The following is a 25,981-nucleotide window of genomic DNA, read 5'->3' on the forward strand; positions in this document are numbered from 1 at the left end:
TCCTACGAAATCGTAGAGGGACGGGCCGATATGGGAAATGCCTGTTTGTCGCTTTAATCCGGTTGAGCGAATCGATGTCCGGAAGCGTGAGCAAGTGCCAGTGGGTAGACATCATCGTAGAGCAACCTGCTAAACTGTGGATCTCCTTTTACCTCCGTAGGAATGGTGTCAAAAAGAATGGTCTGGGCTACATCGGTTCCAGAAGGAATCTCGGTGTAATGCAAGACGCGAGCCACGTAAATATCTTTTATCATGTAGTTGTCGATGGTGTATTGACCGATACGCTCGATCCCTTCCAGTACGGCTCCCGTTTCTTCGTACACTTCACGGACAGCGGCAGCCAGACTACTTTCGCCTGGCTCAATTTTTCCACCGGGTAATTCAATCCCACGCGTGCGATGGCGTGTGAATAATAATTTGCCTTGCCAAAAAGGAAAGATTAGGACATGGCGAGCCTCGTTTTGACGATAATCGCTGGGATCAAACGTCAGTTCAACAGGCAAGCCAAAATCATCTCGAAAAGCATGCATGACTGGCTCTCCTTTACGTGCGCCTAAAGGCTCATGGGTGTTGAATCTGGAGCGAAATATGTTTGACGGCTTTCATTGCTTGCCCAACAGCCAGCGACAAGCTTGCGTAAGATGCGCCATTGCTCACGTCACCGAGGGCGTAGATCCATTCGGGAGAGGTTCGCTGGAAATCATCCGTTTGCAGGTATCCGTCTCCAAAGGTCGCCAAAGATGGAAAGGAATCGCTGTTACCGTGGACGCCAATCCGCGGCAGAATCCAATCCACCACGATTTCATAGGGCTGTCCGGAACCGACGGAGCGTAGCTTTAGGGCAATTTTTTCATCTCGAACTTCATATGTATCGATTTGTGTCTCCCAGAAAACTCGCAGATTAGGTAGTTCATCCAGTCGTGTAGTCCACTGGGTACGAGCACGCAGATGATGACTTCGAATAAGGAGATCAACACGGTTTGCGAATTTGCTGAGATTAGCAGCGCTTTCCAACGCGCGATCACCACCGCCGATGACAGCGATATCCTGACCAGTAATTAAAGGCGCTTGAGCCGTGGTAGAAAACTCGGTTGACAAGACACGCGAGCAGCCTTCCAACGCAGGAATGACGTTTGCACTCACTCCGGTTGCGACGATGACAAAATCGGCCTGATAGCTGTTTTTGGTTGTGGTAACGATATGTGTGAGAGGATCGATGGAAATGACGGCTTCTTCTAAACGCGGATGGAGCGTTTGGATAGCGGGATGCAGCTTCAAATCCTCTAGCAAGTCATATCCATGGGGATAGACGCGAGGAGGAAAATCCACGATTTCATTGCGGATATGCAACAATTGTCCACCTATATGATCCGCTTTTTCTACGAGCAGACAGGATAATCCTAATCGTTGGCACCAAATAGCCGCGGACAGCCCCCCGATGCCGCCACCTGTGATCAGCACCTGTACGTGTTCCACTCTCAGTCCCCCCGATTCCCATAACCTCCATAGAGGTTTTCTTAATTTTAGACTACCTGTTTCGCTTCCAGAGTGCAAGAACGTTCAGTGGATTCGCTTTGCCTAACGATCGCCAGTATTCTACAAATCGTCGGGAGAATGTGGTAAAATGGGACATGATTTTCCAGAATGTTAAGAGAATAGTAAGGTGATGCGGAAATTCGACGAAAAAAGGAGTTGACCAACGTGCCCGCAAAAATGGAAAAACCTCAAGCTCCTTCGAACCAGGCGAGCAAAAAGAAGCGGCGTGGACGGCGAAGCAAAAAAATGTATGTGCTCCTGGCCAGTTGCCTTTTTCTCTGTTTACTGGCAGTCGGAGTTGGATTTGCACTCAGTGAAGTGGATGAAACGTTGGATATCGTTACAGATGATCCGTACAAGCTCCCCGATCAGCCGAAAGTAGAACAGCCTTATGAACAAAAGAAATCTCTTTCTTTCGTGATCGTGGGATTGGATACGCGAAAAAATATTGGAATGTTGAATACGGATGTTCTGGTCGTGGCCGTAGCGAATCCGGTGACGCAAAAGCTGACGATGGTGTCTTTACCTAGGGATACTCGCGTACAGATTCCAGGGTACCCCGGCTATCACAAAATTAACGAAGTCTTTGCTCTGGGAGAAGATATCAAGAAAAGAGCGGAGAGCAAGGGGCAGCCTGTGACGGAAAACGGGATGACTTTGTTGAAAAAAACGCTTGAGCACATGCTAGGTGTATCAGTAGGGCACTACGTCCAACTGGATTTTGAGGGCTTTACCGCAGTCATCGACAAGCTGGGTGGCGTGAAGGTAGATGTGGACAAAGATTTGGTCTACGAATTGCCGCAAGAAGGTGTGTACCGTAATTTGAAAAAAGGGTCACAAGTACTGAATGGTGAGCAAGCGCTGGGATTTGTTCGCCATCGGTTGGACAAGCGTGGTTCTGCCTATAATTCCAGTGACTTTGACCGGAACAGACGTCAGCAACAAGTGATCAAGGCAGTAGCAGATAAGGTAACGTCTGTTGACGGCATCGGCAGTTTGACCGCAGTTTTAGAAACGGTAGGCAAGCACATTCGGACCGACTTGTCCAAGGAACAGATCAAGGGATTAGCCATGGATTTTGGTACGATTTCGTCAGGAAATATGATTTCCCTCGATAATGGAGCCGTTTGGAGTTCTCCGTATTCGCTTTGGCCAAGAGAGAAGATGGAAGCCGTTCGTACGAGTCTTCAGACTGAGCTGGGCGTGACAGAGGTGATTGCCAATGCGGACCTCAGTGACGCGGCGATCGCTGAAGTGGCGAAGGCAGAGATCAAAACGCAGCCAAAGCCGGCAACGAAACCGCAAACGACAACGCCACAGTCGACCAAGGAACAACCGAAGAATACGAATCCTTCGAAAGGGACGACTACTCCAAGCCCTCCGAAGCAATCAGAAACAACGACCGATCCAGCTCAAACTGATCCAGCGAATGGGCAAGCGGGCCAGGAAGAGCAGCCGTATTCCCCGGATATGCCTCCTCCTGACATCTTGGCTCCATCTGCACCGGTTGAAAGTGTCGACAGTGGACAAAACGGAGTGTAGCACCTCTGCTAGGCTTTCGTACATATACTGCAGGAGAAAACATCGCTTCATTGGATTCCTGACCTGAATAAAGGAAAGGAGTGGCGTGTACGTGAAAAACCTGCAGGAGACAATGAAACAACTTCAGAAGACTTCCGAGAGCCTTTCGAAATTAAGCCTGGATCAGGAGCATCCATGGAAGGCGTTGAGCCAAATGAACCAGATCCTAGACACGAATTTCTGGGATCATCTGGTGAATTTGACGGGTCACTCTGCAGCGCAGGCAACGAGTCAAGCGAGTGAGGTCGTCCCAGCCGTTTCAAAATCAAAGAAAAAACAGAAAGAAAAAGCACCGATCATCATGCACAAAAGCGACATCGATCAGTTTCCTGTGACAGACATTTTCCAGACAGAGCATTTGATAATTGTCTGCTGTGAGTTGCCAGGCTTTGCGCGTGAGAGTCTGGAGGTCACGCTGACGGAGCAGCGGACGCTAGAGTTGAAAGGGACGATCAAAAAGCACGAGCATTCCCGTTCCTGTATTCAGGAAGAACGATCTTCCGGGACGTTCTACAGACAGATCGAGCTCCCTGTAGCCGTCAGCACAAAAGGCATGAAGGCCCAATATCAAGATGGATTACTCGAGCTGTATATACCGAGGGATGGAACGCCGCGTGAGAGGAAGACCACCTTTCGGGCAAATTTGTAGAGGAGGATGAATCCCTCCTCTTTTTTTTGGCTGCGCACAAGTGCATGTCCATTTTAAAAACAAAGGCAGTGCTAATGTGGCCCATTAACACTGCATCAAACATTACCGACAAGTGGTTGATCCACGACACTAGGATCAAGGGTGTTTGTGGAGCTGGCACCGTTGATCGTATTTACGAGGTTCCCTGTATTACCGCCACCTGAGCCGGTAAACGTTTTGGACGCGCTTTTTGGAGATATGTTTAGTGTGTCTCCAAAATTGACGGTTCCCGAGTTGCTGTTGATATTGACTGCTCCTATGACTGAAGGCAACGATATCTCCTCCCTTCACATTCGCCACCATCGGCCTAGCGTTGGTCACGGACTAGGTGCCGAATATTTTTGACGCGGGTTTCCAATTGCACGCATTCGCTCGAACCGATGTGAATGACAGATGAAGCAGCAGAAAAGGATACGTTCACTTTGTCTACCCGGATCGAGGGGGTTTCATGAAACGTAAGGAGGCAGATGGGTTCCTGATCGACAGGGAGAGGAAGTGGTTCCCAAAAGGCAGTGTAATCCTCGAACTGAAATTCATTTTCGTAAAAGATTGCCTTATCCCGTTGGACGGCCAGGATGTAGGCAATCGCTTTTATTTCCTCTGAATCCCCGATCTCGATAACCGATGAAGCATCCGTGGAAATATTCGTGAAGGTATGAACGTGACTGGTTCTGCAGTACATGATCGAACGACTCCTTCCTTTACGGGGTGGGTTAGGGTGTCCGTGCAGGTTGCTCCACACCGACGATGAATGACTCGGGAGGTGTCTCAAATATGGACCCGAGAATGACCGATTTGCAGTCACCTATAAACAAGGAGGCTGCTGCGGAAAGGTTGACAATGTTGATGGAGCCTACATGTACATCACCGTTAATGACTTTATAGATCATATCCGTTCTCATTCACCCCACGCGGCAAATTTTTAATGAAGGTTTCGCAAGTTCGGTCGATGTCTCTCTTTACTTTTTGGATCGTACTTTGGCACAAGGCATCGAAATGTTCGGGTTCCCAACCCTCGCTCTCCGCTTGCTTTAAATAGTAATGAATGCGCGGATCAATCTGTTTTTTGATGTCGTCCATGATAAACGCACGGTAGTTGTCGTCCAGAGGGCATCCTACTTCTTCCTCGATACGTTCGAGAGCACCATACGCGTCATGATTGAGATAATCATAAATTTCTTTTTGAACGCGACCAAAGGCAGGAGAGTCAGTCCTGTCTGGGGCGGGTTTATTATCCGTCGATTGGTTAATTGAATATTCGCCCATACCAGCATCGGCCCCTTTGGGATTTAACCCGATATTCAAGGTTCCTTCGAGCCGCTCGACTTTTAACAAATCAAATTTATATTCATTTTTGATCACAGGGGGGACCTGTTTTTCCTTCAGTTCTTCGATGTCTTTATTCAGCTTCTCAATCAGCTTTTTCAGGGCTTCCATGTTCTTGTTTTGCGCATGCAAATACTCATGCAGCTGTTGAAAGTAGTGCATCAATTCGGGACTCATGTACATACCTATCATCCTTACTTATCATCTGGCAAAAAGACAAGGTGTTCAGCGTGGTTCAACCAACGGGACGAGAGGGACGAACTGCTCGGTCCTGCCCGGCTGCAGTCCTGCTTCTGGTGCTGGTTCAGTAAATCCACCCGTGTTGTACAAATTGGATAATGGCTTGATCATGCCGGCACTCCCAATTTGACAGACCGACGAGTTGGTGAGTCCATCAATTTTGAGGTTGTGGATGACAATATTTTGATGGATAAAGAAGTTCATGATCAATCCCGTCCCTTGGTAAATGGCTCGCGCATTTGTTCGACGAATACAGGCAAATCATCGTTGTTGATTTCATTTACGTAGACGACGCTACGTGGAACTTTCACATTTAAAGTGGTGCCTGAATTAAAGGATCCCCCACCAGCAAAGGTCTTGGTGTAGCTCACTGGCGAGATCTTACGGACATCCCCGACGTTGAAGACACCGCTGACACTGTTGACATTGATTACTCCGACGATGGCTGGCATGGTATCTACACCCCTCTGGAGAAATCCTTTTTGTATTGTATGTGAGTGATCAGTGGGTGTTCATATCTGTTTTTGCGACCTCTTGATGGGCACAGGCATAGGATGAAACATCAGCCAAGGGCTGTAAGGCATACGTAGACTCTAATAAAGGGGAAAAGAAGCGATGGAACTGAAAATGACCGTGAATAATCAAAAAATGGAGATCGGAAAAATCGAAAGTGACGGCGTTGCCAAATCATCCATCATATTGATCGGAGATGCAGAGGAAATTGTTTGCTCCACTGTATTCGATACTACAGCTGATTCCCTCATCATTAGCAAGCAGGTACCCATCAGGACTACACGCCGCTAAGGACGATTTCACCCATATTTATTCTGATAATGGCTGATTGCCAGTAGCGGCCAAATCCAGCGGTAGCTATGGTAAGCAAAATAAATCCCACCAGGACGACCGCCACCAGTAGGATAGGTGGTCGTCCAATCCTGCATTTGTCCGGACTGGAGAAGGTACTGGACACCTCGCTCGACAGATGGAGGAGGCTCGGGAAAGACAGCCACGAGTGCATCAACTGCCCATGCGGTTTGGGAGGGAGTACTGGCGCCAAGAAGGACATACGCTTGCTTCTCATCACTTTTGCAAGACTCCCCCCAACCACCATCGGCATTTTGTTGTCTCATGAGCCAATTTACCGCTTTCTGGACACTCGGATCGTCAGTGGGTACGCCGGTTGCCATCATACCGGTGAGGGCTGCCCACGTGCCATAAAGGTATGCGATGCCCCATCTTCCGTACCAGGAGCCATCTGCACGTTGTTGACTCCGGAGCCAATGCGTTGCCTTTTGGACATGCGGGTCCGTCTGTCGCATTCCTGCATAATTGCCGAGAAACTCTAAGGTTCGCCCTGTCAAATCGGCGGAGGACGGGTCTGTGCTTACGGTATCAGAGCCTTCGATGGGCAACTGACGGATGATAGGGGAATCCGTATTTTTTTCAAAGGCAGGCCAACCGCCATCGTCATTTTGCATGGACAAGAGCCAATCCATGCCTCGTTTCCATGCGCTTGCGGTGGTTGGGTCTGTTTTGGATTTGACGTGAATGGCTCGCAAGGCAGCAGTCGTATCATCGATATCAGGATTCATCGTGTTTTGATCAGAAAATCCCCATCCGCCAGGTTTCGCTCGCGGATTGCGTATCTTCCAATCGCCATAGAGGGTCTGCTGTTTGCCAAGTAAATAGCGGGTCGAGTTTTGAAGAGTGGGATGGGACGAATCCATGCCCGATAGTTGCAAGGCGTACGTGATTAATGCTGTATCCCAGACGGCTGACGTAGCGAGCTGGAGATGAAGTCCATCCTCTGTCGGGTATACCGCCGATTTCAGACCCTGCATGGCATGGGCAATATGGGGATGCTGGGGGGAATAGCCCTGAGCCAGCAGAGCGAAGATCATAAAAAAAGTGGAAGTGGAGTAGGTATACAGCGTTCCATCTGGTTCAATTCGATCCAGCATGTACGTTTCTAATCGACGTAAGGCTACTTCACGCAGCTGTAGAGGGAGAAACGGCAGAGAACGGACGTAGTCGTGAATCGATGCGAGGAAGCCCTGCGCATCTTTGGAGAATTGTTCGATTTGCTTGTGGGGATATACACCCGGAGAAATCGATGTACCCACGTACAAATCTGACAAGTCTGGGGTAGCGGGATTGTGATAGACATATTTGCGGTCGGCAAAGATCATCATCGGTGCCAGATGGACTCGCGCATAGCCAACAAAATCATAAAAGCTGAGAGGAAAGAATGCTGGGAGCAGGGACAGCTCGACAGGAACGATAAAATGATGTGGCCATGGGTACTGACCTGTCAAGGCAGTCGATATCTTGGTCAACATGTTCGCTGCTGTCAGCCCTCCATTATGCCGGATAAAGTTCCGGGCTGCATCCATGCGAGGATCTGTTTTTTTTAGGTAGCCAGATAGCAGCAGGGCGTAGTAGGAATCGATTGTAGCTGAGAGATTGCCGTCTGGCTCGTCATGATACAGCTTCCATGCACCGTTTGACTGCTGCTTGCTCGCAATCCGATTTGCCAGCCCAAGCATCAATTCCTCATCATGAATCCCTAACGTACGCAATAGGATGATCATGTGAGTGTCCGTCAAGGTACCGCTTTCCAGACAAAAACGCCAGGATCCGTCCTTTGCCTGTAATTGTTGCAGGGACGTTTGCATGCGTCGAATCTCGTTGCTTACATCACGCAACTCATTCACCTCCAGATGCTAGGGGACGATATGAGAGAGGAGGGGCTGTTTTGGGATTGTCATGGATGATCGATCCGCCTCTTCAGTCCCTTGCCAAAGAAATCAAGCAGGTCATAGCCAGAGAAAAGGATGTATCCAAAGCGACTTCGCTATCTTCGGGCGAGCGAGAACTCGTGGAGCACATCTGGGAACAGACAAACCTGCGAAATGGTGACAACGTAGAAAGAACCCGTGCGTATATGGAATATTACCAGAAGCATACCGATATTCACTGGGCGCTGTTGGCTCATCTGGTTTCCAGAAACGCGGGCTGGAGCATGACGGATTTGCGAGGAGAGCTACTCCCTCGCTTACTTACTCCTCAAGTACAAAAAGACTATTTCCTGTTTCTTGAGCGGGGCAACTGGCTGATATTTCGAGACGCCTACCCTCAATTACTACTGTATGAAGAAAGTGCGCGTCAGCAGACCAACCTTTTTCACCTCCTTCCTCATTTTCAGGTGTCCGTGTTTACGCAAGCGATCTGGAACCAGTTTTGGAAAGCGGGGGATCGTGAGCTTCTGGCGGTCGGACTGATCATCAACGAGCAGCAGCATCTGGAAGAGCAGGTCATGAAGGATGAAATCTATCAAAAATCGGTGCTCGGCACTCTGCCCTTTACGTTTCAGGAGTTGCTCTCGCTCAACCAGATTTTGTTTCCTTGTGAGGGGGACGTGCAACCGCTGCGACTGGTCGGAGAGAACGTCTCCCATTTTGCTTCGCTTACAGAGCGAATTTCTTTGGGAAAACGATTGTACGCTCTATTATTTCGTGATTTGTCCATTCTCGAGAGTGTTCTGGGTTGGGTATCACGACAACCGCATACCGGCTCGCGAAAAGATTTTTGGCCGCATCTTTTTCATGACGTAAAAGAAAGCGTCCCAGGCAAGCCGTATCAAAAAAGAGTGGAGGGCTGTCAGCTCAAGCCCGGCGCGAAGAGGATTTATTCCCCGGAATTGCAGCATGCATGGAAGCGGGTCGAGCAGGCTTTGCCAATAGAGCGTGACTGGTATCGAGATCGAAGTGTCCTGTCATTCCTGCGGATTCGGGAAATGAGTGCGCCTTCTCATATGGGAGAAGTTTACTGTCGCACGCTGGAAAAAATCGAGCTTGCTGTCATCGCACGCGGAAAAATCTTTGGGACTTGAGAACCATTAGGAAATGATTTCCTCTTCTTTCGGCTAAGGATGTAGTAAAATAGGGAAGGGAACGAATGTTTTGTTTCCCCATAATCGCAGAAATACTCGCAACAGATAGGGAGTAGAAAGTGGATGAAAGTCGTCATTGCAGAAAAACCGGACCAGGCGATGAAGTTGGCCAGTCCGTTTCCACATAGAAAACAGCAGGGCTATCTCGAAGTGCATCCTAATCGTTTGTTTCCCAAAGGTGCCTTCTTCACCTGGGCAGTCGGCCACGTTTGTGAGCTGGTCCCCCCTGAAGCGTATAATCCCGCATGGAAGAAATGGTCGATCCAGACGCTGCCGCTCATTCCGGAAACGTTTCGCCATCAGGTGATGCGCTCCAAAGCCAAGCAGTTCGGGATCATCAAGCAATTGCTAAAGCGCTCGGACGTGAAAGGCATCATTCATGCAGGCGATGCGGGGCGTGAGGGGGAGTTGATCGTTCGAACAATCGTAGAGCAAAGCGGTGTCCACAAACCGATGAAACGTCTCTGGATCTCGTCTTTGACGGAGAAATCTGTGACCGCAGGCTTTGAGTCTATGCTTGATGAGACCGAGACCCGCAATCTTTACTTTGAAGCGTACAGTCGCTCCTGTGCCGATTGGCTCATCGGGATGAATGCCTCACGCGTGTACACGATTTTGCTAAAACAAAAAGGGATTAGCGACGTGTTTTCAGCGGGACGAGTGCAGACCCCTACATTGGCACTCGTGGTGAAGCGGGAAAAGGAAATCGCGGCGTTCAAGCCGGAGCCGTTTTGGGAAGTAAAGGCTACCTTCGAGGTGGACAAGAAGCGTTACGATGGTGTCTGGCATAATGATGGGGAATCGCGTATCAACGATCCAGCATTGGCGGAGCGAATCGCCGCATTTTGCAAAGACAAGCCGGCACAAGTACAAGAGGTCGAAACGGAGCGCAAAGAGTTTTTGCCGCCGTATTTGTTCAACCTCTCATCCCTGCAGGCGACGGCAAACAAGCTGTTTAAGTACTCGCCTCAAAAGACTTTAGAGATCGCGCAAAAGCTATATGTAAAGGGAATCTTGTCCTACCCGCGCTCGGATTCATCCTTTGTCACAGCAGAAGAAGCCAAGACCTTTCCAGAGATTTTGGCCAAACTGTCCAAGCAGCCTGACTACCAGTCGAGCTTTCCGACTCCGAAAGCTTCGATCGCGCAGGATCGCCGGTACGTCAACCAGAAAAAGGTAACGGATCACTACGCGATTATTCCCACGGAGCAGGTACCCAACCTCTCTCGACTACCCGATGACGAGCGGAAAATCTACGATCTCGTCGCTCGACGTCTCATCGCGGCTCATCACGAAAGTGCCTTGTTTGACTACACGACACTCACGACTCTGGTCGATGGACGCGCTGTTTTTGTCAGCAAAGGAAAAGTACAGATTCGGGCTGGTTGGCGAGAAGTGCTGTTTGATGAAGAAAAGGAAGACAAAGAGTCCATTCTGCCACCGCTGGCAAAAGGCGATACAGGAAAAGTGCGCAAGGTGGAGGCAAAGGAAAGCAAAACACAGCCGCCCAAGCGTTATACCGAAGGCCAGTTAATCACGCTGATGAAGACCGCCGGCAAGCATTTGGATAATCAGGAGCTGGAGAAAGTCCTGATGAAGACAGAGGGCCTCGGCACCGAAGCGACTCGAGCGGGAATCATCAATATGTTAAAAGAGCGTAAGTACATCGAGGTACGCAAAAACCAAGTCTTTGCTACGCAAAAAGGAACACTCCTGATCGATGTGATCGGGGACAAGATTTTGGCGTCACCGGAGATGACTGCGCGCTGGGAGCAGAGACTGGGTCAGATCGGCCAAGGTGAAGCATCTGCACAGGCTTTTATGGAGCAGGTCCGTAAGCTGTCCCACAAAATCGTCGAGGATGCGGTGGAACAGTCCCGCGAGTGGAAGCTGGAAAGCTACGATGTGTCATCTATACCTAAGCAGACATCCAAGTTTTCGCTTGGAACCAAAGTAGCCATCTGCAAGGCATGTGGCGGCGATCTGGTCGACAAGGGAGAGTTTTATGGCTGTGCCAATTACAAGACAGGCCAGTGCAATGTGACGGTATCCAAAACGATCATGGGCAAGAAAATTTCAGCGGCGATGGTCAAAAAAGTGATGGAGACCGGAAAGAGCAATTTAATCAAAGGATTCCAAAAGGGCAAAGACAAATTCGATGCCTATCTTCTCTGGGATGAGCAGGAGAAAAAGGCAAAGGTGCACCGTGAATGACAAGCAATGGTCAAGTTACCAATGGTTTTTAAAAAATCACCGTCATAACTTTGAAACTTACTTGATTAACTAACGTAGATACATGTATAGAGAGGTTCGGCTCATGAAAACAGCCGTTCATCTACCTAACGTACTCAAGGAGGAAATTCCATGTCCATCTTTAAAAGACTGCGTGATTTGACGATGTCCAATCTGTATGCCCTCATCGAAAAGGCAGAAGATCCAATTAAAATGACCGACCAATACCTGCGTGATATGCAAGAGGACCTGGAAGAAGCGGAAAAAGCGGTCGCTGCTCAGATCGCACTGGAAAAGAAATTCAAAGTCCTGTATGAAGAGCAGGAAGCATTGGTGAAAAAGCGGGAAGAACAGGCTCACGTAGCTGCTCAAGCGAAAAATATCGATCTTGCACGTCGCGCTTTGGAAGAAAAGAAAGCAGCCGAGCAAAAAATGAACGAATACAAAGACGCTTACGAGAAAAACAAAGCGGCTGCAGACGGCTTGCGAGATAAGCTGGCCGAGATGAAAAAACAGGTGACTGAGCTGAAAAACAAACGCGAGACTTTGGTTGCCCGCGTAAATGCAGCCAAAGCTCAAAAAACGATCAATCAGGCGATGGCAGGTTTCGATTCCAACTCGGCGATGTCAGGCTTGAAACGCATGGAAGACAAAGCGCTCCAGATGGAGGCAGAAGCAGAGGCCAGCGGCGAAGTCTACAAAAAGGAAAAATCGTTGGATGAAGAAATTTCCAAGCTGAACAAAGATCAGCAGGTCGAGGACGAACTCGCTGCGTTGATGAAAAAATATGAGGGGTAAACCGCTAAAAGCGGTTCCCCTTTTTTTCTCCACCGTGAGTTCGTGTGGAGTACGAATTATCGATACGGATTGTTATTTAGGGGGAATTAGACGGTGACATGGGTAGAAGTATTAGCCATGCTGGTATGGGCCGGTGCAGGGGCGCTATTGCTGTTTGTACTGATGTGGATAGACTCCTTGTTTACGAAATACAAGGATATGACCGAAATGAAAAACGGCAATTTGGCGGTCACGACCCGTTTTGTGATGAAGCTTTTCGCGCAAGGATACATCCTTTCTCAATCGATTCTGAACGCCAATGACTTGTGGACGGCCTTGCTGGCATCCGTGGTATCATTCATCATTTTGTTCCTTCTGGAAAGAATCGTGGAAATCGTGTTTCGTGTCGGAGCTGGATTCGATCTGGAGGAAGGGGTCAAACAAGGAAAAGTCGCACATGCACTGTTGGCAGGGTCCTTCCATATCGTTGGTGCCCTGATCCTGGCTGCATGCCTGTAGATTCAGGCAGGAGGGGAGTACGACCATGAGTTTGTTCAAACGGATTCAAAATATATTTGCCAAGCCTGAACCCCCTGTTCAGGAAAAAAGCATCCTGACGGTAGGACCCGGAGATGTCGTCGAGGTGTCGCTCGTGACTTATCAGGTGACGGGAAAGGCGGTCAATCACAGTCGACACGCTACGATGCTCACGCTCCAGGATGGGAGAACCATGCGTTACTTCTATATCGAAGAACGGGAGCAGACGGTTTATCACCTGTACAGTGCCATTGATGGCCGCCTGGAATCGGTGGATGAAGTACCGAGTACCATTGAAATGGAAGACATCACTTACCATTTGGAGGAACAGTACACGGGAAAGGTCAATGTGATGGGGAAAACGCCTTTCCAGGCATCCGGTGAGCAATATATCTGGCATTATCAATCGGATCAGCGACAGTTGCTGCGAATTGAATGGCAGGATGGCCGGTTTATGCTGTACGAGGGAGAGACCGTTCTTCCGGCGGACGTGCAGGTCTTACGCGGGACGTAAGGAGGATGTGGAATGCCACACCAATGGTTCAAATCAATTAAGCTGTTGCTGGTTCCCGCCTTGTTCCTGCTGACCTTGGCTGGATGCGGCAGTCCGTCGGTAGGGGAAACGTATCCGTTAGAGTCGGTCTCTTCCAAGGATAAGGGCCAAACCTCTCGGATCTATCGTGCAGAAAACAAGACGGTACCAGTAGTAGCAAAAGAGCTCGCGGATCAAAACCAGCCGGATGAGATTTCCAAAGAAGACGCGGAGCACATGTTTCTCGTCTATCCAAATGAGATCTATCACATCCAGCAAGATACCGCTAAGCCTACAGATACACTCATCGAGGTAGATACCAAAGAATACGTGCGCAATAACTACGATTCCTCGTTCTTGCAAGGCTATATCCTGGCTAGCGTACTCGACGATTTGTTCGATGGACACAAAAAAGGCAGCTATCGCGGCTACTCGAACAAGGATATCTACAAGCCAACAGGAACGTACCATGTACCTTCCGCTGATGAGAAGAAAGTTGCTCCGCCCATTACGACAGCGGGAAAAGGAAGCATTATCAAACGAGGAAGCACTTCGAAAAACACGGATTCCTCAGTAGGCTCCGACGGTAATATCCTCAAAAAGCAGGTGGAGCCGTCCAAGAACAGTTCCGGAAAAATCATCCGAAATTCCAGCAGTAATTCATCCAGTTCTAGTGGCTCAGTCACACCGAAGCGCTCCTCGATCTTTTCTTCACCGAAGAGCAACTCACCCCCTCGCACGAAGACGGGTGGATATGGCCGAATTACGAAGCGGAGATAATACGTATGAGAAAAGACACGACAAAGGAGAACGAGCCTTTGACGTGTCTTTTCTTTTTGTAAATCGGAATGCAAAAAAAATTGAGGAGCCATTTTCTTTTATCAATAGAACTAAAAAAGTATGGTGATACCAACATAGCTATTGAGAGCATCTATCTGCATATCTAAATTTTGATCTTCTGTACTTACACGAGCATATCCGAATATCACTTTTATCCCCCCAAGTGGAAAAATAATTACAACAATAGTACCGTAAAGGGTCATTACTGAAAATATATAACCTTTGTATTTGGGTATGGGTTTTGGGACTGAAGAACATTGTATTTTGAATCGTTTTTAACTACGAGTCACAAAGCCCCAAAAATGTTCCGTTAATAGAACTGATTTGTTGAACTAAGGATGTAGAGTAGTTTAATAAAAGTTGAGAAGTATATTACAACCAACAAAATAAGATTCGTATATCGCAAAATTATATATTCTGTTAAGGAGCTAAAAAAATAATATCGAAAACATACGTTATATTGTTATAATGGTACATGGGTACAAAGATAACAAGCTGATGACTCTGAGAAAAGAGGATGAGGAAATATGGAACAACATAAGGATCAAACTAGTGGAGAAGATCAAAAAATTAAAGTAGAGCGCGTGCAAACTGGCATTAGGATGGAGAAAAGAATGGTAAAAGTTTTGAAAGCGATGGCAGAATATCATGATATTTCACTAGGCGATCTTCTTGAAATAATTGTTCTTCGTGCTTTTGAAAATCAACCTGTGTTTAGTCAGGAGAGTCTTGAAAAGATTAAAACTATAAAAGAAGTTTACGGCATGAATTATGGTTTAGAAATAAGTCATCGGTGGATTGATTCAGAAAAAGATAAATAAAATGCCTTGGAGTTGAGATTAAATGAAATTTAGTACATTAACGATATTTGACCATTACCCAAATCAATCATCCCGAACACCCAGACAATTCTACAACGAGGTATTGGAACAAGCCGTTCGGGCTGAAGAAATGAATTTTGATGGGGTATGGTTTACAGAGCATCATTTTTCAGATTTTGGTATTAGTCCCTCTCCAGCTGTTATTCTCGCTGCGGTATCTCAAAGGACAGATAGAATTCGTCTTGGCGTGGGTGTCTCAGTACTTCCATTACACAATCCTTTGCGCATTGCTGAGGATTATGCAGTTGTCGATCTTTTATCGAATGGGAGGTTAGATTTAGGGTTAGGTAGTGGATATGATCATAGGGAATTTGATGGCTATAATATTTCATTGGAGGATAAAGCTCTACGATTTAACGAGTCTCTAGAAGTGTTACGTAAAGCGTGGTCAGGTAAGCCATTTTCTCATCAAGGGAACTTTTTTCAATACAAAGAAATTAAGATTAACGTCCAGCCAATCCAAGCCCCATTTCCCCCTCATTGGATTGCGGCCTTTAGTGAAATTGGTGCTACACATGTTGCCAGTATGGGAAGCAATTTCATGGGGCTTGGATTTAGCAAATCACGAGATGAATTAGCAAAACTGATTGAAACATACAAAAATGTATATCAGAAATCAGGACACGGTAATCCAGATCAATTAGAGATTCCCGTTGCCTTCCATGTTCATGTTGGTGAAACATTTGCAGAAGCTGAATCAAATGCAAAAGTGCCTTATCAATTATTTATGAATACCCCGCATGGGAAAGATATCTCATATGAAGTCCTTAAACAGAATTTTAATCCGGTAATTGGAAGTCCTGATGAAGTTATTAAACAAATTCAGTCCTACCGTGAAATAGGTGTTACGAACTGTATGGCAGTAATGAATTTTGGTGGATTAGAACATCATAAAGTTCTTTCATCCTTAGACTTATTTGGTAAGTATGTAATTCCTGCTTGTACGTGAAAAATTGATAGGACGAAGTACACTTCAAAAAAGGGGTTAATAGCTGAATAAATGAGAAAAGCCGATTTTTCCTTAGCGTACAGGAAATCGGCTTTTTCTTTGTAAAAAATCGCATAGCGTACAAAATTTCCGAATTGTTGGCGGTACCCCTCCTATTGTCCATTTATTGAAGATGCAGCAGTTCTCTGACCTTATTTGCAAACCATGTATCTGTTGCCTGAGCATCGCGCGCATTCGTCATGCGATTGGTAAGGATGGCAAAGGAGAATTCATTCACGGGATCAGCAAAACCGATCATTCCCCCGATGCCGGTATATCCAAAAGCATGTGGCTTCCCTCCCATTGCATCTGCGTTATCAGCGTTTCCGAGAACATAGCCGAGGGAAAGGCTAGTTTTTGCCTGCATGATTTCATCCCGTTGATCCACTTGCAAATGGGTTGCCTCTTGTAGGTGAGTTGGATTCAGGATTCGCATGCCATCAACCCCATCGCCGAACAGAGAGGCATACATACGAGCAAGCGCATTTGCTGTCAGAATGCCATTGACCGCAGGAATAACTGCTTGATGAAACATTGGTTCATTCCATTCGGGATTACGGATGGGCACGACACGCAAAGGCAGTACCTTTTTCATCAGATGATCATCCGGTAGTAGGGCAATAGGCAGTTCCTTTCCGCTTATTTTGGCAATTCGGGATTCTGCTTCCGGGGGAGCTCCAAAGTAAAGCTCGTTTTCGATCCCTAAAGGTTTGCAGATTTCCTCTTGGACGATGCGAGCGAAAGGACGGCCATCTGCGCGGGCTGCCGTCTCCCCCAAGATCCATCCAAATGTGAGACCGTGATAACCCGATTTGCTACCCGGTTCCCAAATGGGGGTCAATTGTTCGATCTCGCGAATCATAGAGTTCCAGTCGCATATCAAAGCCATGTCGGTATGTTCGGGCATGAGCGGGATACCTGCCGTATGACAGAGCACATGATGGATCGTAATGCTGTCTTTGCCATTTGCCGCAAATTCTGGCCAGTATTGGGCCACCTTGTCGTCGTAGGAAAGCTTGCCTTGCTGGACGAGCAGATGAATGACCGTCGCCGTAACTCCTTTTGTGCAGGACTGAGCGATAAAGAGCGTGTCCTCTGAAACTGGCGTTTTGGAAAAGGGATCGGCCGTACCCGAACAAGCGTTGATTACCTGCACACCGCGCAAGTAAGCAGCTACTTGTAGTCCACAGCCATCACGGCTCGCAGACCACTCATCCAGCCATTGTTGGATTTGGGCTTGTGGGGATTCAGTTGACATGATCTTCGCCTCCTTGATTCCTTCATCATAAAGATGCTCGGATGCAATTGGAAAGGGAAAAAACGAGTCTCACTCAATTCATCCATAGGGTAGACAAGCCTTAGAAATTGGGAATTGACAGGAGGAAGTATCTGGAATAAGATGAGTGTCAGTAAGTACTGACAGTCCAATGGGAAAGGAGGGAAGTAAGTGATGAGCAGCAACGACAAGATAAGCAGTAGTGACAGGCTCCTGCTAGCCGCGATCGATCTCGTCGCCGAGAGAGGATACAACGGGGTGACGACTCAGGAAATTGCTACAGCGGCCGGATTGAGTGAGAAGACGCTATTCCGTCATTTCGGTAGCAAGCAAAACCTGCTCGCGTCAGCATTTGACCGGTTTCACTATACAGAAGAAATGAAACAGCTGTTTAGCGAAAAGCTGGTCTGGGAGCTTCATGCAGACTTGCTCCTAATCAGTCGAATGTACCACGACATCATGAACCGGAACCGGAAAATGATTATGATCAGTATTAAAGAAGACAGGAACCTGCCAGGCTTTCGTACAAGGACACAGAAGCACCCTCAGCAATTGATGGAGATCTTAACAAATTATTTCACCGTCATGTCTGAGAAAGGAAAGCTGCTCCCAACGAATCCAAAACTGCAAGCATTCACGTTTCTGATGCTGAATTTCGGGATTTTTATGAACAACCTGGAAGCGGAGGGAAACTTCCCGGACATTACACTGAATGAAGTTGTGGAAGAGAGCGTAGGTATTTTTGCTAGGGCGTTAACTCCCTAGTTTTTTTACTAACAGTATGTCAGTCAGTACTGACATACCATGTCCGCCGATTCATACATTTCAGTGTATGTATAGATGTAGAAGAATATATTTTTGTTTATGAAAAATCGATTGTAGAATTCATTTTACAAGACGTTTTCACAGTCTTAGGAGGGTGGTCGAAAGTGGCTACGACAAGTGTAGGTACCCAGCCAAATGGACAAAAACTTATTCTCGTCTTGATGTTTACCATGACGGTCTCTTCGATGAGTGCCATGATGTTCAATTTAGCTCTCCCTTCCATCCGTGAGCAATTTGACCTGACGTTGGCACAAACCAGTTGGGTATCATCTCTCTACATGGTTATCTACGCAATCGGGACCGTCATTTACGGGAAGCTGGCAGACAGTGTCAGACTCAAATCGCTGGTGACCTTCGGCTTATTTTTGTTTGCAGCGGGCTCGCTTGTTGGCTTATTTTCGCAAACGTTCTGGATGGTGCTCGTAGGGAGAAGCTTGCAGGCAATGGGGGCAGCCGCTATTCCTGCTACAGCTGGGCTAATTCCCGTCCGTTACATGTCGCCTGATCGAAGAGGCTCTGCAATCGGGACGGTCATGGTCGGCCTAGCATTGGGCGGTGTACTCGGACCTGTTATATCTGCCTTCATTCTCAACTTCGCTCATTGGCGCTGGTTGTTTAGCATCCCACTGTTCGTGTTGATCCTGTTGCCTTTCTACCGAACCTATCTGGGAGATGAACCGAGCACCCCGGCGAAAGTGGATTGGATGGGGGGAGGCCTGCTGAGTGCAACAGTTGTTTTGCTCGTCCTCAGTCTGACCAGCCATAGTCTATGGATGTTTGCAGTGGGCATTTGCATTTTGGGAGTGTTTATCAAATGGATCGGTAACGTCGATGATCCGTTTATCCAGCCTCGGCTTTTTCGTAACAAGAGTTATACGTTCGGAATCTTGATCATGCTGCTGATTAGCGGAAGCGTCGTATCTCTCAGCTTTCTCAGTCCTTTGCTGTTAACCCATGTGCAGCAGCTCTCACCAGGCTGGGTCGGTCTAGTGATGGTGCCAGCTGCTATGACTCAGGCATTATTCGGGAGGAAGGCCGGAAAGCTTGTGGACCGACGAGGAAGTGCATACATCTTCACGATCGCTTCCGGCTTGCTTTTAATTAGTTTCGTATTGCTTTCTACCTTCATTGGGACATCACCCTTGTTCATTTCCGCCTTTTTGATCTTTGGGAACGTTGGCCAGATGTGCTTGGCCATTGCGATGTCCAATACGATTTCAGCGATTTTGCCAAAGGAGCAGGTCGGGATCGGCATCGGAATCTTGCAGATGACCAATTTCATCATGTTCGCCGTGGCATCAGCCGTGTACAGCAGTCTGTTGGATCTAGGGACGGTCAAGAAACTCAATCTGGCTAATGGGTATGGAGACGGGATCATGTACAGCAACATCTTTTTCGTCCTCGCGATTTTACAGGCAGCCCTATTGATCTTTTACCACGTCCAGTTTGTGAAAATGAGTGGGGCTAGTGTGCAGGCAAACCAGTAAGGCAAAACACATTCAGGAGGGTAAGAAAATGACAACAACTTTATTTGTAAAAGCAAATAATCGACCCGTGGAGCAATCGGTAAGTGTAAAGCTGTATGAGGCATTCTTAAACAGTTATCGGGTGCACCATCCGAATGATCAGGTGATTGAGCTGGATTTGTACACTGAGCCCATGCCTTATCTGGGAAATGCGATGATCAGTGGAAATTACAAGGCTTCTCAAGGGTTACCGCTAACGGAACAGGAGAAATTTGAGCATGCGATCGTCAATCGGCACTTGAAACAGTTTGTAGACGCAGACAAAGTGGTGATCGCCTTTCCGTTCTGGAATTTGACAGTTCCTAGCATCTTGCATACGTATCTCGACTATCTCCATCGGCCAGGAGTGACGTTTCGATATAGTGCAGAAGGAGCAAAAGGTCTGCTCCCCACGAAAAAAGTGGCACTGCTGAACGCTCGGGGTGGGATCTATGAGAAAGGGAATTCAGCTGAAATGGCCATTCGTTTTGTCCGCAACCATCTGCAGTTTTTCGGGATAACCGATATTACAGAAGTAGTGGTAGAAGGTCACCACCAATATCGGGAGCAGAGTGAAAGGATCATTGCCGAAGGGCTGCAGAAAGCCAAACAGACTGCCATGTCTTTTTAAGCAAGGGTATGTGTGGGAAGAAGGGTATTTATCTGTTAATTCAGAAAAGTGAATTGACTGCACCTTAGCAACTTGCTAGTCTATGGGTAAAGTACCAGATGAAGGGAACGATAGCTATGCATGTTGCTTTGCGGATGGATGATACCTTACGTCGTGCCGCCTTGCTCTATCCGGATGTAGAATCGGTCATCGAAGGGGAGCGCCGCTGGACGTATCGCGAGTTTCAAGAGGAAGTGCATCAATTGGCCCATGCAATGACGCGTCTGGGCGTAGAGAAAGGGGATCGCGTAGCCGTCCTTTCTCCGAATACCACTGCGATGCTGCAGTTATTTTACGCCTGCTTTCAATTGGGGGCGGTGGTCGTACCATTGAACACGAGGCTTTTGCCGCACGACTATTTATATATCATCGAGCACGCAGAAGCAAAGCTGTTTTTTGCTGATGATGAGCTCATCCACTTAGTAGAGTCTATTGTGCAGTCGCTTACGACGGTTTCCCGCTTTGTCTCGATGCCAGTGAACGGAGTGGCAAGCGAGCGGGAAGGCTGGGACTCTTATTCGAATTTACTGGCGAACGAGAGCACAGAGCCGTGCATCACCGAGATCGAAGAAACGGATCTGGCCACGATCTTGTATACAAGTGGGACGACGGGTAAACCCAAAGGAGTCATGCATTCGCACCGGACGTTGTATTTCAACATGCAAAACACGATGTTTCATTTACGTGCTACAGATAGCGACGTCTTGTTGCATACCTTGCCGATCTTTCATGTGAATGGCTGGGGGACCCCGTTTTCCTTTACCGCAGTGGGTGCCAAGCACGTCATGCTGCGCAAGATTGATCCACTGCTGATTCATTCTCTGATCAAAAATGAAGGGGTGACGGTAGCCTGCATGGCGCCGACTGTCCTGAACTTGCTCATCAACGAGCCGCGTTTTCACGAGGAGAAAACAACGGCGCCGGTACGAATCGTGATTGCAGGCTCGGCACCGCCAACCGCTTTTGTTCGGGCGGTGGAGCAACAATTGGGGTGGGAGTTCTTGCAGGTCTATGGGATGACAGAATGCGCGCCACTGATTACGGTATCTCCTATCAAACACCATCTGATGAATGAGACGGAGGAAACACGATTCCGGATGAAAGCAAAGGCGGGCATCCCCATGCACAATGTAGAGATCCGCGTCGTCGACGATGAGGAAAACGAGGTGCCAAAAGACGGCAAGAGCATCGGGGAGGTCGTCGCTCGCGGCAACATGGTCATGGAAGGATACTGGAAGCAGCCGGAAGCGACCGCTGCCGCCATCGTGAACGGCTGGTATCATACAGGCGATATGGCGACGATCGATGTGGAAGGGTATATCGACATCGTGGACCGCAAAAAGGACATCATTATCAGCGGTGGCGAAAATATTTCCTCCATTGAGGTCGAAGGCTTGCTGTATGAGCATCCCGGAATATTGGAGGCTGCGGTAATCTCTGTTCCACATGAGAAGTGGGGAGAAGTGCCGCATGCCATCGTTGTCCCTCGTCCAGGAACAGCATTGGATCAAGTTGAGCTGGAGAACTTTTGCCGGGGGAAAATGGCTGCATTCAAATGCCCGAAAGGATTTACTATCGTGAGAGAGCTGCCAAAGACGGCCTCCGGAAAGATTCGCAAAGTTGAGCTGCGTCAGCCATTTTGGGAAGAAAAAGGCAAGCTGGTGAACTAAGTCGAGAGCAGGTAAGCGAATAGAGAATAAACGAGAAGTCGATGCCCATCTGAAAATGGCATCGGCTTTTTGGTGTGATCGAAAAATAGACAGCGCTTGCATTCATCCTCTTTTTGAAAATCGGTAACGCATATTTCATAAAGGAATGAATGTCGGTCATGACCCGTTTGTAAGATAAAAATAGACGGTTGTTCGACTTGTGAAAGCGATTTCCATTCGTACGACCTCGAGTTTTGTTTTTCAGTGACGAAAACATGATCGTTTATCGACAAAAGAAGAAGGGATGTGCATCCAGCATTCGACAGTCTTTGTTCTAGGCATTGGCTATGATGTCATTGTGTTAATCCAAAAATGAATTACCAGCACCGAATGGCTGGATAATTGGGCGGAAAGGAGCGTTCAACGATGCTGGAAAAAATACTTGAGCTTCGGTCGCAATCGAAGTCCATTGCACAAATTGCAAAAGAATGCGGGTTAACTGTCGGGCAGGTCAAGTACCAGCTGCAAAAGGACAAAGCCAAGCTGGCAGAAGACCGTGATCGCAGCTCCACGCCAAATCAAGCCCAGCGAGGACAGGAAAGAGAATGGCGGCTGCCGGCGTTCTACGGAAGGGATCTCGTCAAGGTAATGGCTCAAGGCCCTTCTGTTCTGTTCGTATACTGGGAGATTACGTGGCCGCGCATGAGGATGGTTGCCTCCTATATGCAAGCGGATTACCGCCACATTCAAAAATGTCTACGTATCTATGATGTGACTGATCGAATCTTTGATGGTCATAATGCCCATAGCGTCCAGGATGTGCTCGTGCAGGAAGACGCTCCGTCCTGGTATGTTCGAGATGTACGGCCTGGCCGCACGTATTTGGTCGATTTTGGATTGTATGAGCAAGGTCGTTATTGTCCGATTCTTCGTTCAGAACCGGTGGAAACACCGCGAAATACAAATGCCAGTTGGGGGGAGCCGCTGGTTGAGCCAGCGAAAGATTCGACGTCCCCTACGTGGTTTGAGAACTTTTCCTCGTATTCCCTCTACATGAAATCAAAAAAATAAGTGAGGTGTCAACGGTGCATAACGGTTATCTCTCCCTCGTGTTGCATGCCCATTTGCCTTATGTACGGCACGGGGATCGGGACGATTGCCTAGAAGAGCGCTGGGTATACGAAGCCATGCTGGAATCCTATCTTCCATTGCTTATGGTCTTCGACAGGCTTCTTTCGGACGGCATCGCATTTCGCATGACCCTTGCTGTTTCCCCTACGTTATTATCCATGCTGGAAGATGAACTCATTTTATCCCGTTTTCAAACACACCTCGCCAAGACTGTAGAACTGGCAGGAAAAGAAGTAAAACGAACGATGCATGAGCCGCGTGAGCATCGCGTCGCCAAGATGTATCTCGAACGCTTCCGGGACATCACATCCTACTGCCGCAAGCTCGATTTTCAGCTCATTTCTGCCCTCAAGCAGGTGCAGGAGAGTGGATGCGTGGAGCTGATTACATGCGCCGCGACTCATTCGTTTCTACCTTTCGTGGAAACGGAGGAGGCTATACGCGCACAGCTGCAGGTCGGTATCGATACGCACGAGCGCATTCTCGGTCGACGTCCTCAGGGTATTTGGCTGCCCGAGTGTGGGTATACCCCGGGCCTGGATCGTTTGCTGAAGGAAGCGGGCATTCGTTACTTTTTCGTCGACACCCATACCATTCGGCATGCGACTCCCACTCCGATGCGCGGGTTGTATGCGCCGTTACATACCCCTCATGATGTAGCAGCATTTGCCCGGGATGATCAGGCTTCCCGACAAGTATGGAGCTCATTTGATGGATATCCAGGCGATTATGACTATCGCGAATATTATCGGGATATCGGCTTTGATCGAGAAATGGATTATATTGCTCCTTATATTCATCCAGAGGGTATTCGCGTCAATACGGGGTTGAAGTATTACCGTATCACAGGCAAGGAAGGGCAAAAGGACTATTACGTACCTGAATGGGCGAGGGAAAAGGCAGCTTCGCATGCAGGACACTTCCTGCACCACCGGGAGAAGCAGATCGAAGAGGCTTCTGGATGGCTGGATCGTAAGCCGCTCGTGGTTGCGACCTATGACGCGGAGCTCTTTGGACACTGGTGGTATGAAGGTCCGCAGTTTCTCGAATTTTTGTTACGTAAAACCGTTTGTGATTCCAAACAAATGGAATTGATCACCCCTTCTGAATACTTGGAGCAATATCCGGACCAGGACCGTGCTCGTCTGCCGATGTCCACATGGGGACGAAATGGCTATGGCGAAGTCTGGCTCAACGAGCGAAATGGCTGGATGTACCGTCATTTGCACCAGGCGGAGCGCGAAATGGTGGCAGCTGTCCATCAATGCGAGATCGCAAAAGGGCAAGAGGAAAGCAAGGATAGGTGGGTCAGCCGTTGCTTGAAGCAAGCGGCACGTGAGCTGATGCTGGCGCAGAGCAGTGACTGGGCCTTTATCCTCGACGGTCAGACGGTCGTGGAATATGCCGTCCGGAGGTTTCATGACCATTTGGTTCGTTTCCGTGAACTTCTGGGAATGGCGAAGAGTGGGCAATTACACGATGCAAGATTGGCAGAAATGGAGGCGTCATACCCTCTCTTTCCCACCATGGATGAGTCGTACTATTTGCCATTTCGTTCGCATAAAGTGAACGTATCGCATCAAATGGTAGCGGCGAGCAAGTCTGAGCCATCAGAGCGAAAAGTGCTGATGCTCAGCTGGGAATTTCCCCCGCATGTCGTAGGTGGTCTGGGGCGGGCTGTGTATGATTTGGCTCGGCAGCTCGTTCGACAAGGGATGGAAGTACACGTCCTCACAGGGGCAGCAGATTCAGGAGCGAGACAGGAGATGATCGATGGGATCCATGTCCATCGGTTGAACAGCTATGCCCGGACAGATCAAGGCGACTTTTTACAATGGGTATTTCAACTGAACCTTGCAATGGTTGATGCAGCTGAGCAATTGCGAAGGGACGGTCTTACGGTCGATGTCCTACATGCACATGATTGGTTGGTTGGATGGGCCGCTATGGAGCTTAAGGAACGTATGTCCACTCCGCTAATCACCACGATACACGCTTTGGAGCACGGGCGGAATCAAGGGATCCATACACCGTTACAGCAGCGGATTCACGAATGTGAACGTGCGCTGACGGCCACCTCCGATCACGTAATCGTGTGCAGTCATTATATGGGTGAGGAAGTTAGGAGGCTTTTTGGAGTACCTCATGAAAAAATCAGTGTGATCTTTAATGGTGTCGAAATGCCTGAGGAAGCGGGGAGCCAACGTGTGGATCTTCGTCAGGAGCTGGCCTTGGGAAGTGGTCCGATCCTCTTTTTCGTAGGAAGGCTGGTACGAGAAAAAGGCGTGCATTTATTGCTTGAGGCAGTGTCCCGTCTAAGCGGGGCGTTTCCCGATGTGAGATTGGTTGTGGCGGGAAAGGGTCCGCATGCAGATGAGCTAAAAGACTTGGCAGGGCGTATGTGGATCTCGGATAAAGTGCGGTTCCTCGGCTTTGTCGATGATAAGCGCAGAAATGAATTGTTCCGCTTGGCGGATGTGGCCGTGTTTCCAAGTCTGTATGAGCCGTTCGGGATTGTTGCCCTGGAGGCGATGGCATACGGAACCCCACTACTAGTCGCGGATACCGGAGGGCTGAGAGAAATCGTTAGGCACGGAAAAAATGGAGCAATGATGTATACCGGAGATGTGGAATCGTTAGTGAATCAATTGCGCTGGCTGCTGGAAAATCCAGAGATCCGGCATCAGCTGGCACAGCAGGCGCAAGAAGACGTAAGACACCGTTACGATTGGGCCAAACTGGCCGTGCAGACGGCTGATCAGTATCGACTTTTGAATACCGCTACAATGTGGGCTGCCACATAAAAGAGCAACCA

The 25,981-nt window shown here is 48.3% G+C and carries 27 protein-coding genes and 1 pseudogene; 17 read left to right on the forward strand and 11 right to left on the reverse strand.

All coding sequences use genetic code 11. The annotated features are described in order from the left end of the window. Positions 1–53: 53 nt before the first annotated feature. Together AN963_RS22190 and AN963_RS22195 are read right to left on the reverse strand one after the other, a co-directional pair. Positions 54–530 (reverse strand): NUDIX domain-containing protein, encoded by a 477-nt coding sequence (locus tag AN963_RS22190; protein WP_055746736.1) that lies wholly within the window; start codon positions 528–530, stop codon positions 54–56. Positions 531–561: 31 nt separating this feature from the next. Continuing rightward, on the reverse strand, positions 562–1,476 hold the full coding sequence (locus AN963_RS22195) for an NAD(P)/FAD-dependent oxidoreductase (RefSeq protein ID WP_055746737.1): 915 nt from the start codon (positions 1,474–1,476) through the stop codon (positions 562–564). Positions 1,477–1,701: 225 nt separating this feature from the next. Here AN963_RS22195 and AN963_RS22200 point away from each other — a divergent pair, with 225 nt between their 5' ends. Further along, on the forward strand, positions 1,702–3,078 hold the full coding sequence (locus AN963_RS22200; RefSeq protein WP_055746738.1) for an LCP family glycopolymer transferase: 1,377 nt from the start codon (positions 1,702–1,704) through the stop codon (positions 3,076–3,078). A gap of 91 nt (positions 3,079–3,169) precedes the next feature. After that, positions 3,170–3,766, forward strand: a complete 597-nt coding sequence (locus AN963_RS22205; RefSeq protein WP_055746739.1) for an Hsp20/alpha crystallin family protein — start codon at positions 3,170–3,172, stop codon at positions 3,764–3,766. 95 nt (positions 3,767–3,861) lie between these two features. Here AN963_RS22205 and AN963_RS22210 read toward each other — a convergent pair whose 3' ends face one another. The 6 genes from AN963_RS22210 to AN963_RS22230 are packed head-to-tail and all read right to left on the reverse strand — an operon-like array spanning position 3,862 to position 5,823. After that, positions 3,862–4,077, reverse strand: coding sequence for a spore germination protein (locus AN963_RS22210; RefSeq protein WP_055746740.1), 216 nt, complete (start codon positions 4,075–4,077; stop codon positions 3,862–3,864). Between the two features lie 35 nt (positions 4,078–4,112). Next, positions 4,113–4,487: a spore germination protein GerPE gene (locus AN963_RS22215; protein ID WP_055746741.1), complete on the reverse strand. Its 375-nt coding sequence runs from the start codon at positions 4,485–4,487 to the stop codon at positions 4,113–4,115. A gap of 31 nt (positions 4,488–4,518) precedes the next feature. Further along, positions 4,519–4,695: a spore gernimation protein gene (locus tag AN963_RS30955; protein ID WP_152985713.1), complete on the reverse strand. Its 177-nt coding sequence runs from the start codon at positions 4,693–4,695 to the stop codon at positions 4,519–4,521. Beyond that, positions 4,685–5,308 (reverse strand): spore germination protein GerPC, encoded by a 624-nt coding sequence (gerPC, locus tag AN963_RS22220; RefSeq protein WP_236708056.1) that lies wholly within the window; start codon positions 5,306–5,308, stop codon positions 4,685–4,687. Before gerPC ends, AN963_RS30955 begins: the two co-directional genes overlap by 11 nt. A 48-nt stretch (positions 5,309–5,356) precedes the next feature. Further along, positions 5,357–5,575 (reverse strand): spore germination protein GerPB, encoded by a 219-nt coding sequence (locus AN963_RS22225; RefSeq protein ID WP_055746743.1) that lies wholly within the window; start codon positions 5,573–5,575, stop codon positions 5,357–5,359. A 2-nt stretch (positions 5,576–5,577) separates the two neighbouring features. Beyond that, positions 5,578–5,823 (reverse strand): spore germination protein, encoded by a 246-nt coding sequence (locus AN963_RS22230; protein WP_055746744.1) that lies wholly within the window; start codon positions 5,821–5,823, stop codon positions 5,578–5,580. A gap of 163 nt (positions 5,824–5,986) precedes the next feature. Between AN963_RS22230 and AN963_RS22235 the strand changes: the two genes are divergently transcribed. Beyond that, complete coding sequence (locus AN963_RS22235; protein WP_236708057.1) at positions 5,987–6,175, forward strand: hypothetical protein; 189 nt, start codon at positions 5,987–5,989, stop codon at positions 6,173–6,175. A gap of 8 nt (positions 6,176–6,183) precedes the next feature. On the opposite strand, the gene shc is transcribed toward AN963_RS22235, so the two are convergent. Further along, a complete protein-coding gene (gene shc, locus AN963_RS22240) occupies positions 6,184–8,076 on the reverse strand; it encodes a squalene--hopene cyclase (protein WP_201783775.1) in 1,893 nt (630 codons plus the stop codon). A 50-nt stretch (positions 8,077–8,126) separates the two neighbouring features. On the opposite strand from shc, the gene AN963_RS22245 reads away from it, so the two are divergent. The 6 genes from AN963_RS22245 (at position 8,127) to AN963_RS22270 (ending at position 14,181) form a co-directional block, all read left to right on the forward strand. After that, positions 8,127–9,263 (forward strand): DUF2515 family protein, encoded by a 1,137-nt coding sequence (locus AN963_RS22245; protein ID WP_236708058.1) that lies wholly within the window; start codon positions 8,127–8,129, stop codon positions 9,261–9,263. A gap of 123 nt (positions 9,264–9,386) precedes the next feature. After that, complete coding sequence (locus AN963_RS22250; protein ID WP_055746745.1) at positions 9,387–11,537, forward strand: DNA topoisomerase III; 2,151 nt, start codon at positions 9,387–9,389, stop codon at positions 11,535–11,537. Positions 11,538–11,687: 150 nt separating this feature from the next. Beyond that, positions 11,688–12,353 carry a PspA/IM30 family protein gene (locus AN963_RS22255; protein WP_055746746.1) on the forward strand — a complete coding sequence of 222 codons (666 nt, stop codon included), beginning with the start codon at positions 11,688–11,690 and terminating at the stop codon, positions 12,351–12,353. Positions 12,354–12,446: 93 nt separating this feature from the next. Further along, complete coding sequence (locus AN963_RS22260) at positions 12,447–12,851, forward strand: DUF350 domain-containing protein (RefSeq protein ID WP_055746747.1); 405 nt, start codon at positions 12,447–12,449, stop codon at positions 12,849–12,851. 25 nt (positions 12,852–12,876) lie between these two features. Continuing rightward, positions 12,877–13,383 (forward strand): DUF4178 domain-containing protein, encoded by a 507-nt coding sequence (locus AN963_RS22265; RefSeq protein WP_055746748.1) that lies wholly within the window; start codon positions 12,877–12,879, stop codon positions 13,381–13,383. A 12-nt stretch (positions 13,384–13,395) separates the two neighbouring features. Beyond that, a complete protein-coding gene (locus tag AN963_RS22270) occupies positions 13,396–14,181 on the forward strand; it encodes a DUF4247 domain-containing protein (protein WP_055746749.1) in 786 nt (261 codons plus the stop codon). A gap of 134 nt (positions 14,182–14,315) precedes the next feature. On the opposite strand, the pseudogene AN963_RS30960 reads toward AN963_RS22270, so the two are convergent. Next, positions 14,316–14,390 (reverse strand): annotated as a pseudogene (locus AN963_RS30960) (recombinase family protein); the annotation flags it as partial. Between the two features lie 378 nt (positions 14,391–14,768). Here AN963_RS30960 and AN963_RS22275 point away from each other — a divergent pair. Together AN963_RS22275 and AN963_RS22280 are read left to right on the forward strand one after the other, a co-directional pair. After that, positions 14,769–15,062, forward strand: coding sequence for a hypothetical protein (locus AN963_RS22275; RefSeq protein ID WP_055746750.1), 294 nt, complete (start codon positions 14,769–14,771; stop codon positions 15,060–15,062). Positions 15,063–15,084: 22 nt separating this feature from the next. Beyond that, on the forward strand, positions 15,085–16,071 hold the full coding sequence (locus tag AN963_RS22280; RefSeq protein ID WP_055746751.1) for an LLM class flavin-dependent oxidoreductase: 987 nt from the start codon (positions 15,085–15,087) through the stop codon (positions 16,069–16,071). A gap of 163 nt (positions 16,072–16,234) precedes the next feature. Here AN963_RS22280 and AN963_RS22285 read toward each other — a convergent pair whose 3' ends face one another. Beyond that, on the reverse strand, positions 16,235–17,368 hold the full coding sequence (locus AN963_RS22285) for a serine hydrolase domain-containing protein (protein WP_055746752.1): 1,134 nt from the start codon (positions 17,366–17,368) through the stop codon (positions 16,235–16,237). Between the two features lie 192 nt (positions 17,369–17,560). On the opposite strand from AN963_RS22285, the gene AN963_RS22290 reads away from it, so the two are divergent. From AN963_RS22290 to AN963_RS22315, 6 genes are all read left to right on the forward strand, one after another. Continuing rightward, a complete protein-coding gene (locus AN963_RS22290; protein WP_055746753.1) occupies positions 17,561–18,151 on the forward strand; it encodes a TetR/AcrR family transcriptional regulator in 591 nt (196 codons plus the stop codon). Between the two features lie 221 nt (positions 18,152–18,372). Next, a complete protein-coding gene (locus tag AN963_RS22295) occupies positions 18,373–19,698 on the forward strand; it encodes an MFS transporter (RefSeq protein ID WP_055747827.1) in 1,326 nt (441 codons plus the stop codon). A 28-nt stretch (positions 19,699–19,726) separates the two neighbouring features. Further along, a complete protein-coding gene (locus AN963_RS22300; RefSeq protein WP_055746754.1) occupies positions 19,727–20,347 on the forward strand; it encodes an FMN-dependent NADH-azoreductase in 621 nt (206 codons plus the stop codon). 116 nt (positions 20,348–20,463) lie between these two features. Then, positions 20,464–22,056: a long-chain-fatty-acid--CoA ligase gene (locus AN963_RS22305; RefSeq protein WP_055746755.1), complete on the forward strand. Its 1,593-nt coding sequence runs from the start codon at positions 20,464–20,466 to the stop codon at positions 22,054–22,056. A gap of 405 nt (positions 22,057–22,461) precedes the next feature. Continuing rightward, on the forward strand, positions 22,462–23,106 hold the full coding sequence (locus AN963_RS22310) for a DUF4912 domain-containing protein (protein ID WP_055746756.1): 645 nt from the start codon (positions 22,462–22,464) through the stop codon (positions 23,104–23,106). A 14-nt stretch (positions 23,107–23,120) separates the two neighbouring features. Continuing rightward, a complete protein-coding gene (locus AN963_RS22315; protein ID WP_055746757.1) occupies positions 23,121–25,970 on the forward strand; it encodes a 1,4-alpha-glucan branching protein domain-containing protein in 2,850 nt (949 codons plus the stop codon). Positions 25,971–25,981: the final 11 nt, after the last annotated feature.

It is taken from the genome of Brevibacillus choshinensis (genome assembly GCF_001420695.1).
Taxonomy (GTDB): Bacteria; Bacillota; Bacilli; order Brevibacillales; family Brevibacillaceae; genus Brevibacillus; species Brevibacillus choshinensis.

Excerpts from the sequence above, each read along its gene's own strand:
- AN963_RS22235 (WP_236708057.1), top strand. The coding sequence starts at position 5,987 with ATGGAACTGAAAATGACCGTGAATAATCAAAAAATGGAGATCGGAAAA.
- AN963_RS22310 (WP_055746756.1), top strand. The coding sequence starts at position 22,462 with ATGCTGGAAAAAATACTTGAGCTTCGGTCGCAATCGAAGTCCATTGCA.
- AN963_RS22215 (WP_055746741.1), bottom strand. The coding sequence starts at position 4,487 with ATGTACTGCAGAACCAGTCACGTTCATACCTTCACGAATATTTCCACG.
- AN963_RS22265 (WP_055746748.1), top strand. The coding sequence starts at position 12,877 with ATGAGTTTGTTCAAACGGATTCAAAATATATTTGCCAAGCCTGAACCC.
- AN963_RS22295 (WP_055747827.1), top strand. The coding sequence starts at position 18,373 with ATGTTTACCATGACGGTCTCTTCGATGAGTGCCATGATGTTCAATTTA.
- AN963_RS22300 (WP_055746754.1), top strand. The coding sequence starts at position 19,727 with ATGACAACAACTTTATTTGTAAAAGCAAATAATCGACCCGTGGAGCAA.
- AN963_RS22305 (WP_055746755.1), top strand. The coding sequence starts at position 20,464 with ATGCATGTTGCTTTGCGGATGGATGATACCTTACGTCGTGCCGCCTTG.
- AN963_RS22290 (WP_055746753.1), top strand. The coding sequence starts at position 17,561 with ATGAGCAGCAACGACAAGATAAGCAGTAGTGACAGGCTCCTGCTAGCC.
- AN963_RS30955 (WP_152985713.1), bottom strand. The coding sequence starts at position 4,695 with ATGATCTATAAAGTCATTAACGGTGATGTACATGTAGGCTCCATCAAC.
- AN963_RS22230 (WP_055746744.1), bottom strand. The coding sequence starts at position 5,823 with ATGCCAGCCATCGTCGGAGTAATCAATGTCAACAGTGTCAGCGGTGTC.
- AN963_RS22275 (WP_055746750.1), top strand. The coding sequence starts at position 14,769 with ATGGAACAACATAAGGATCAAACTAGTGGAGAAGATCAAAAAATTAAA.
- AN963_RS22270 (WP_055746749.1), top strand. The coding sequence starts at position 13,396 with ATGCCACACCAATGGTTCAAATCAATTAAGCTGTTGCTGGTTCCCGCC.
- AN963_RS22250 (WP_055746745.1), top strand. The coding sequence starts at position 9,387 with ATGAAAGTCGTCATTGCAGAAAAACCGGACCAGGCGATGAAGTTGGCC.
- AN963_RS22280 (WP_055746751.1), top strand. The coding sequence starts at position 15,085 with ATGAAATTTAGTACATTAACGATATTTGACCATTACCCAAATCAATCA.
- AN963_RS22285 (WP_055746752.1), bottom strand. The coding sequence starts at position 17,368 with ATGTCAACTGAATCCCCACAAGCCCAAATCCAACAATGGCTGGATGAG.
- gerPC (WP_236708056.1), bottom strand. The coding sequence starts at position 5,308 with ATGAGTCCCGAATTGATGCACTACTTTCAACAGCTGCATGAGTATTTG.
- AN963_RS22190 (WP_055746736.1), bottom strand. The coding sequence starts at position 530 with ATGCATGCTTTTCGAGATGATTTTGGCTTGCCTGTTGAACTGACGTTT.
- AN963_RS22225 (WP_055746743.1), bottom strand. The coding sequence starts at position 5,575 with ATGAACTTCTTTATCCATCAAAATATTGTCATCCACAACCTCAAAATT.
- AN963_RS22255 (WP_055746746.1), top strand. The coding sequence starts at position 11,688 with ATGTCCATCTTTAAAAGACTGCGTGATTTGACGATGTCCAATCTGTAT.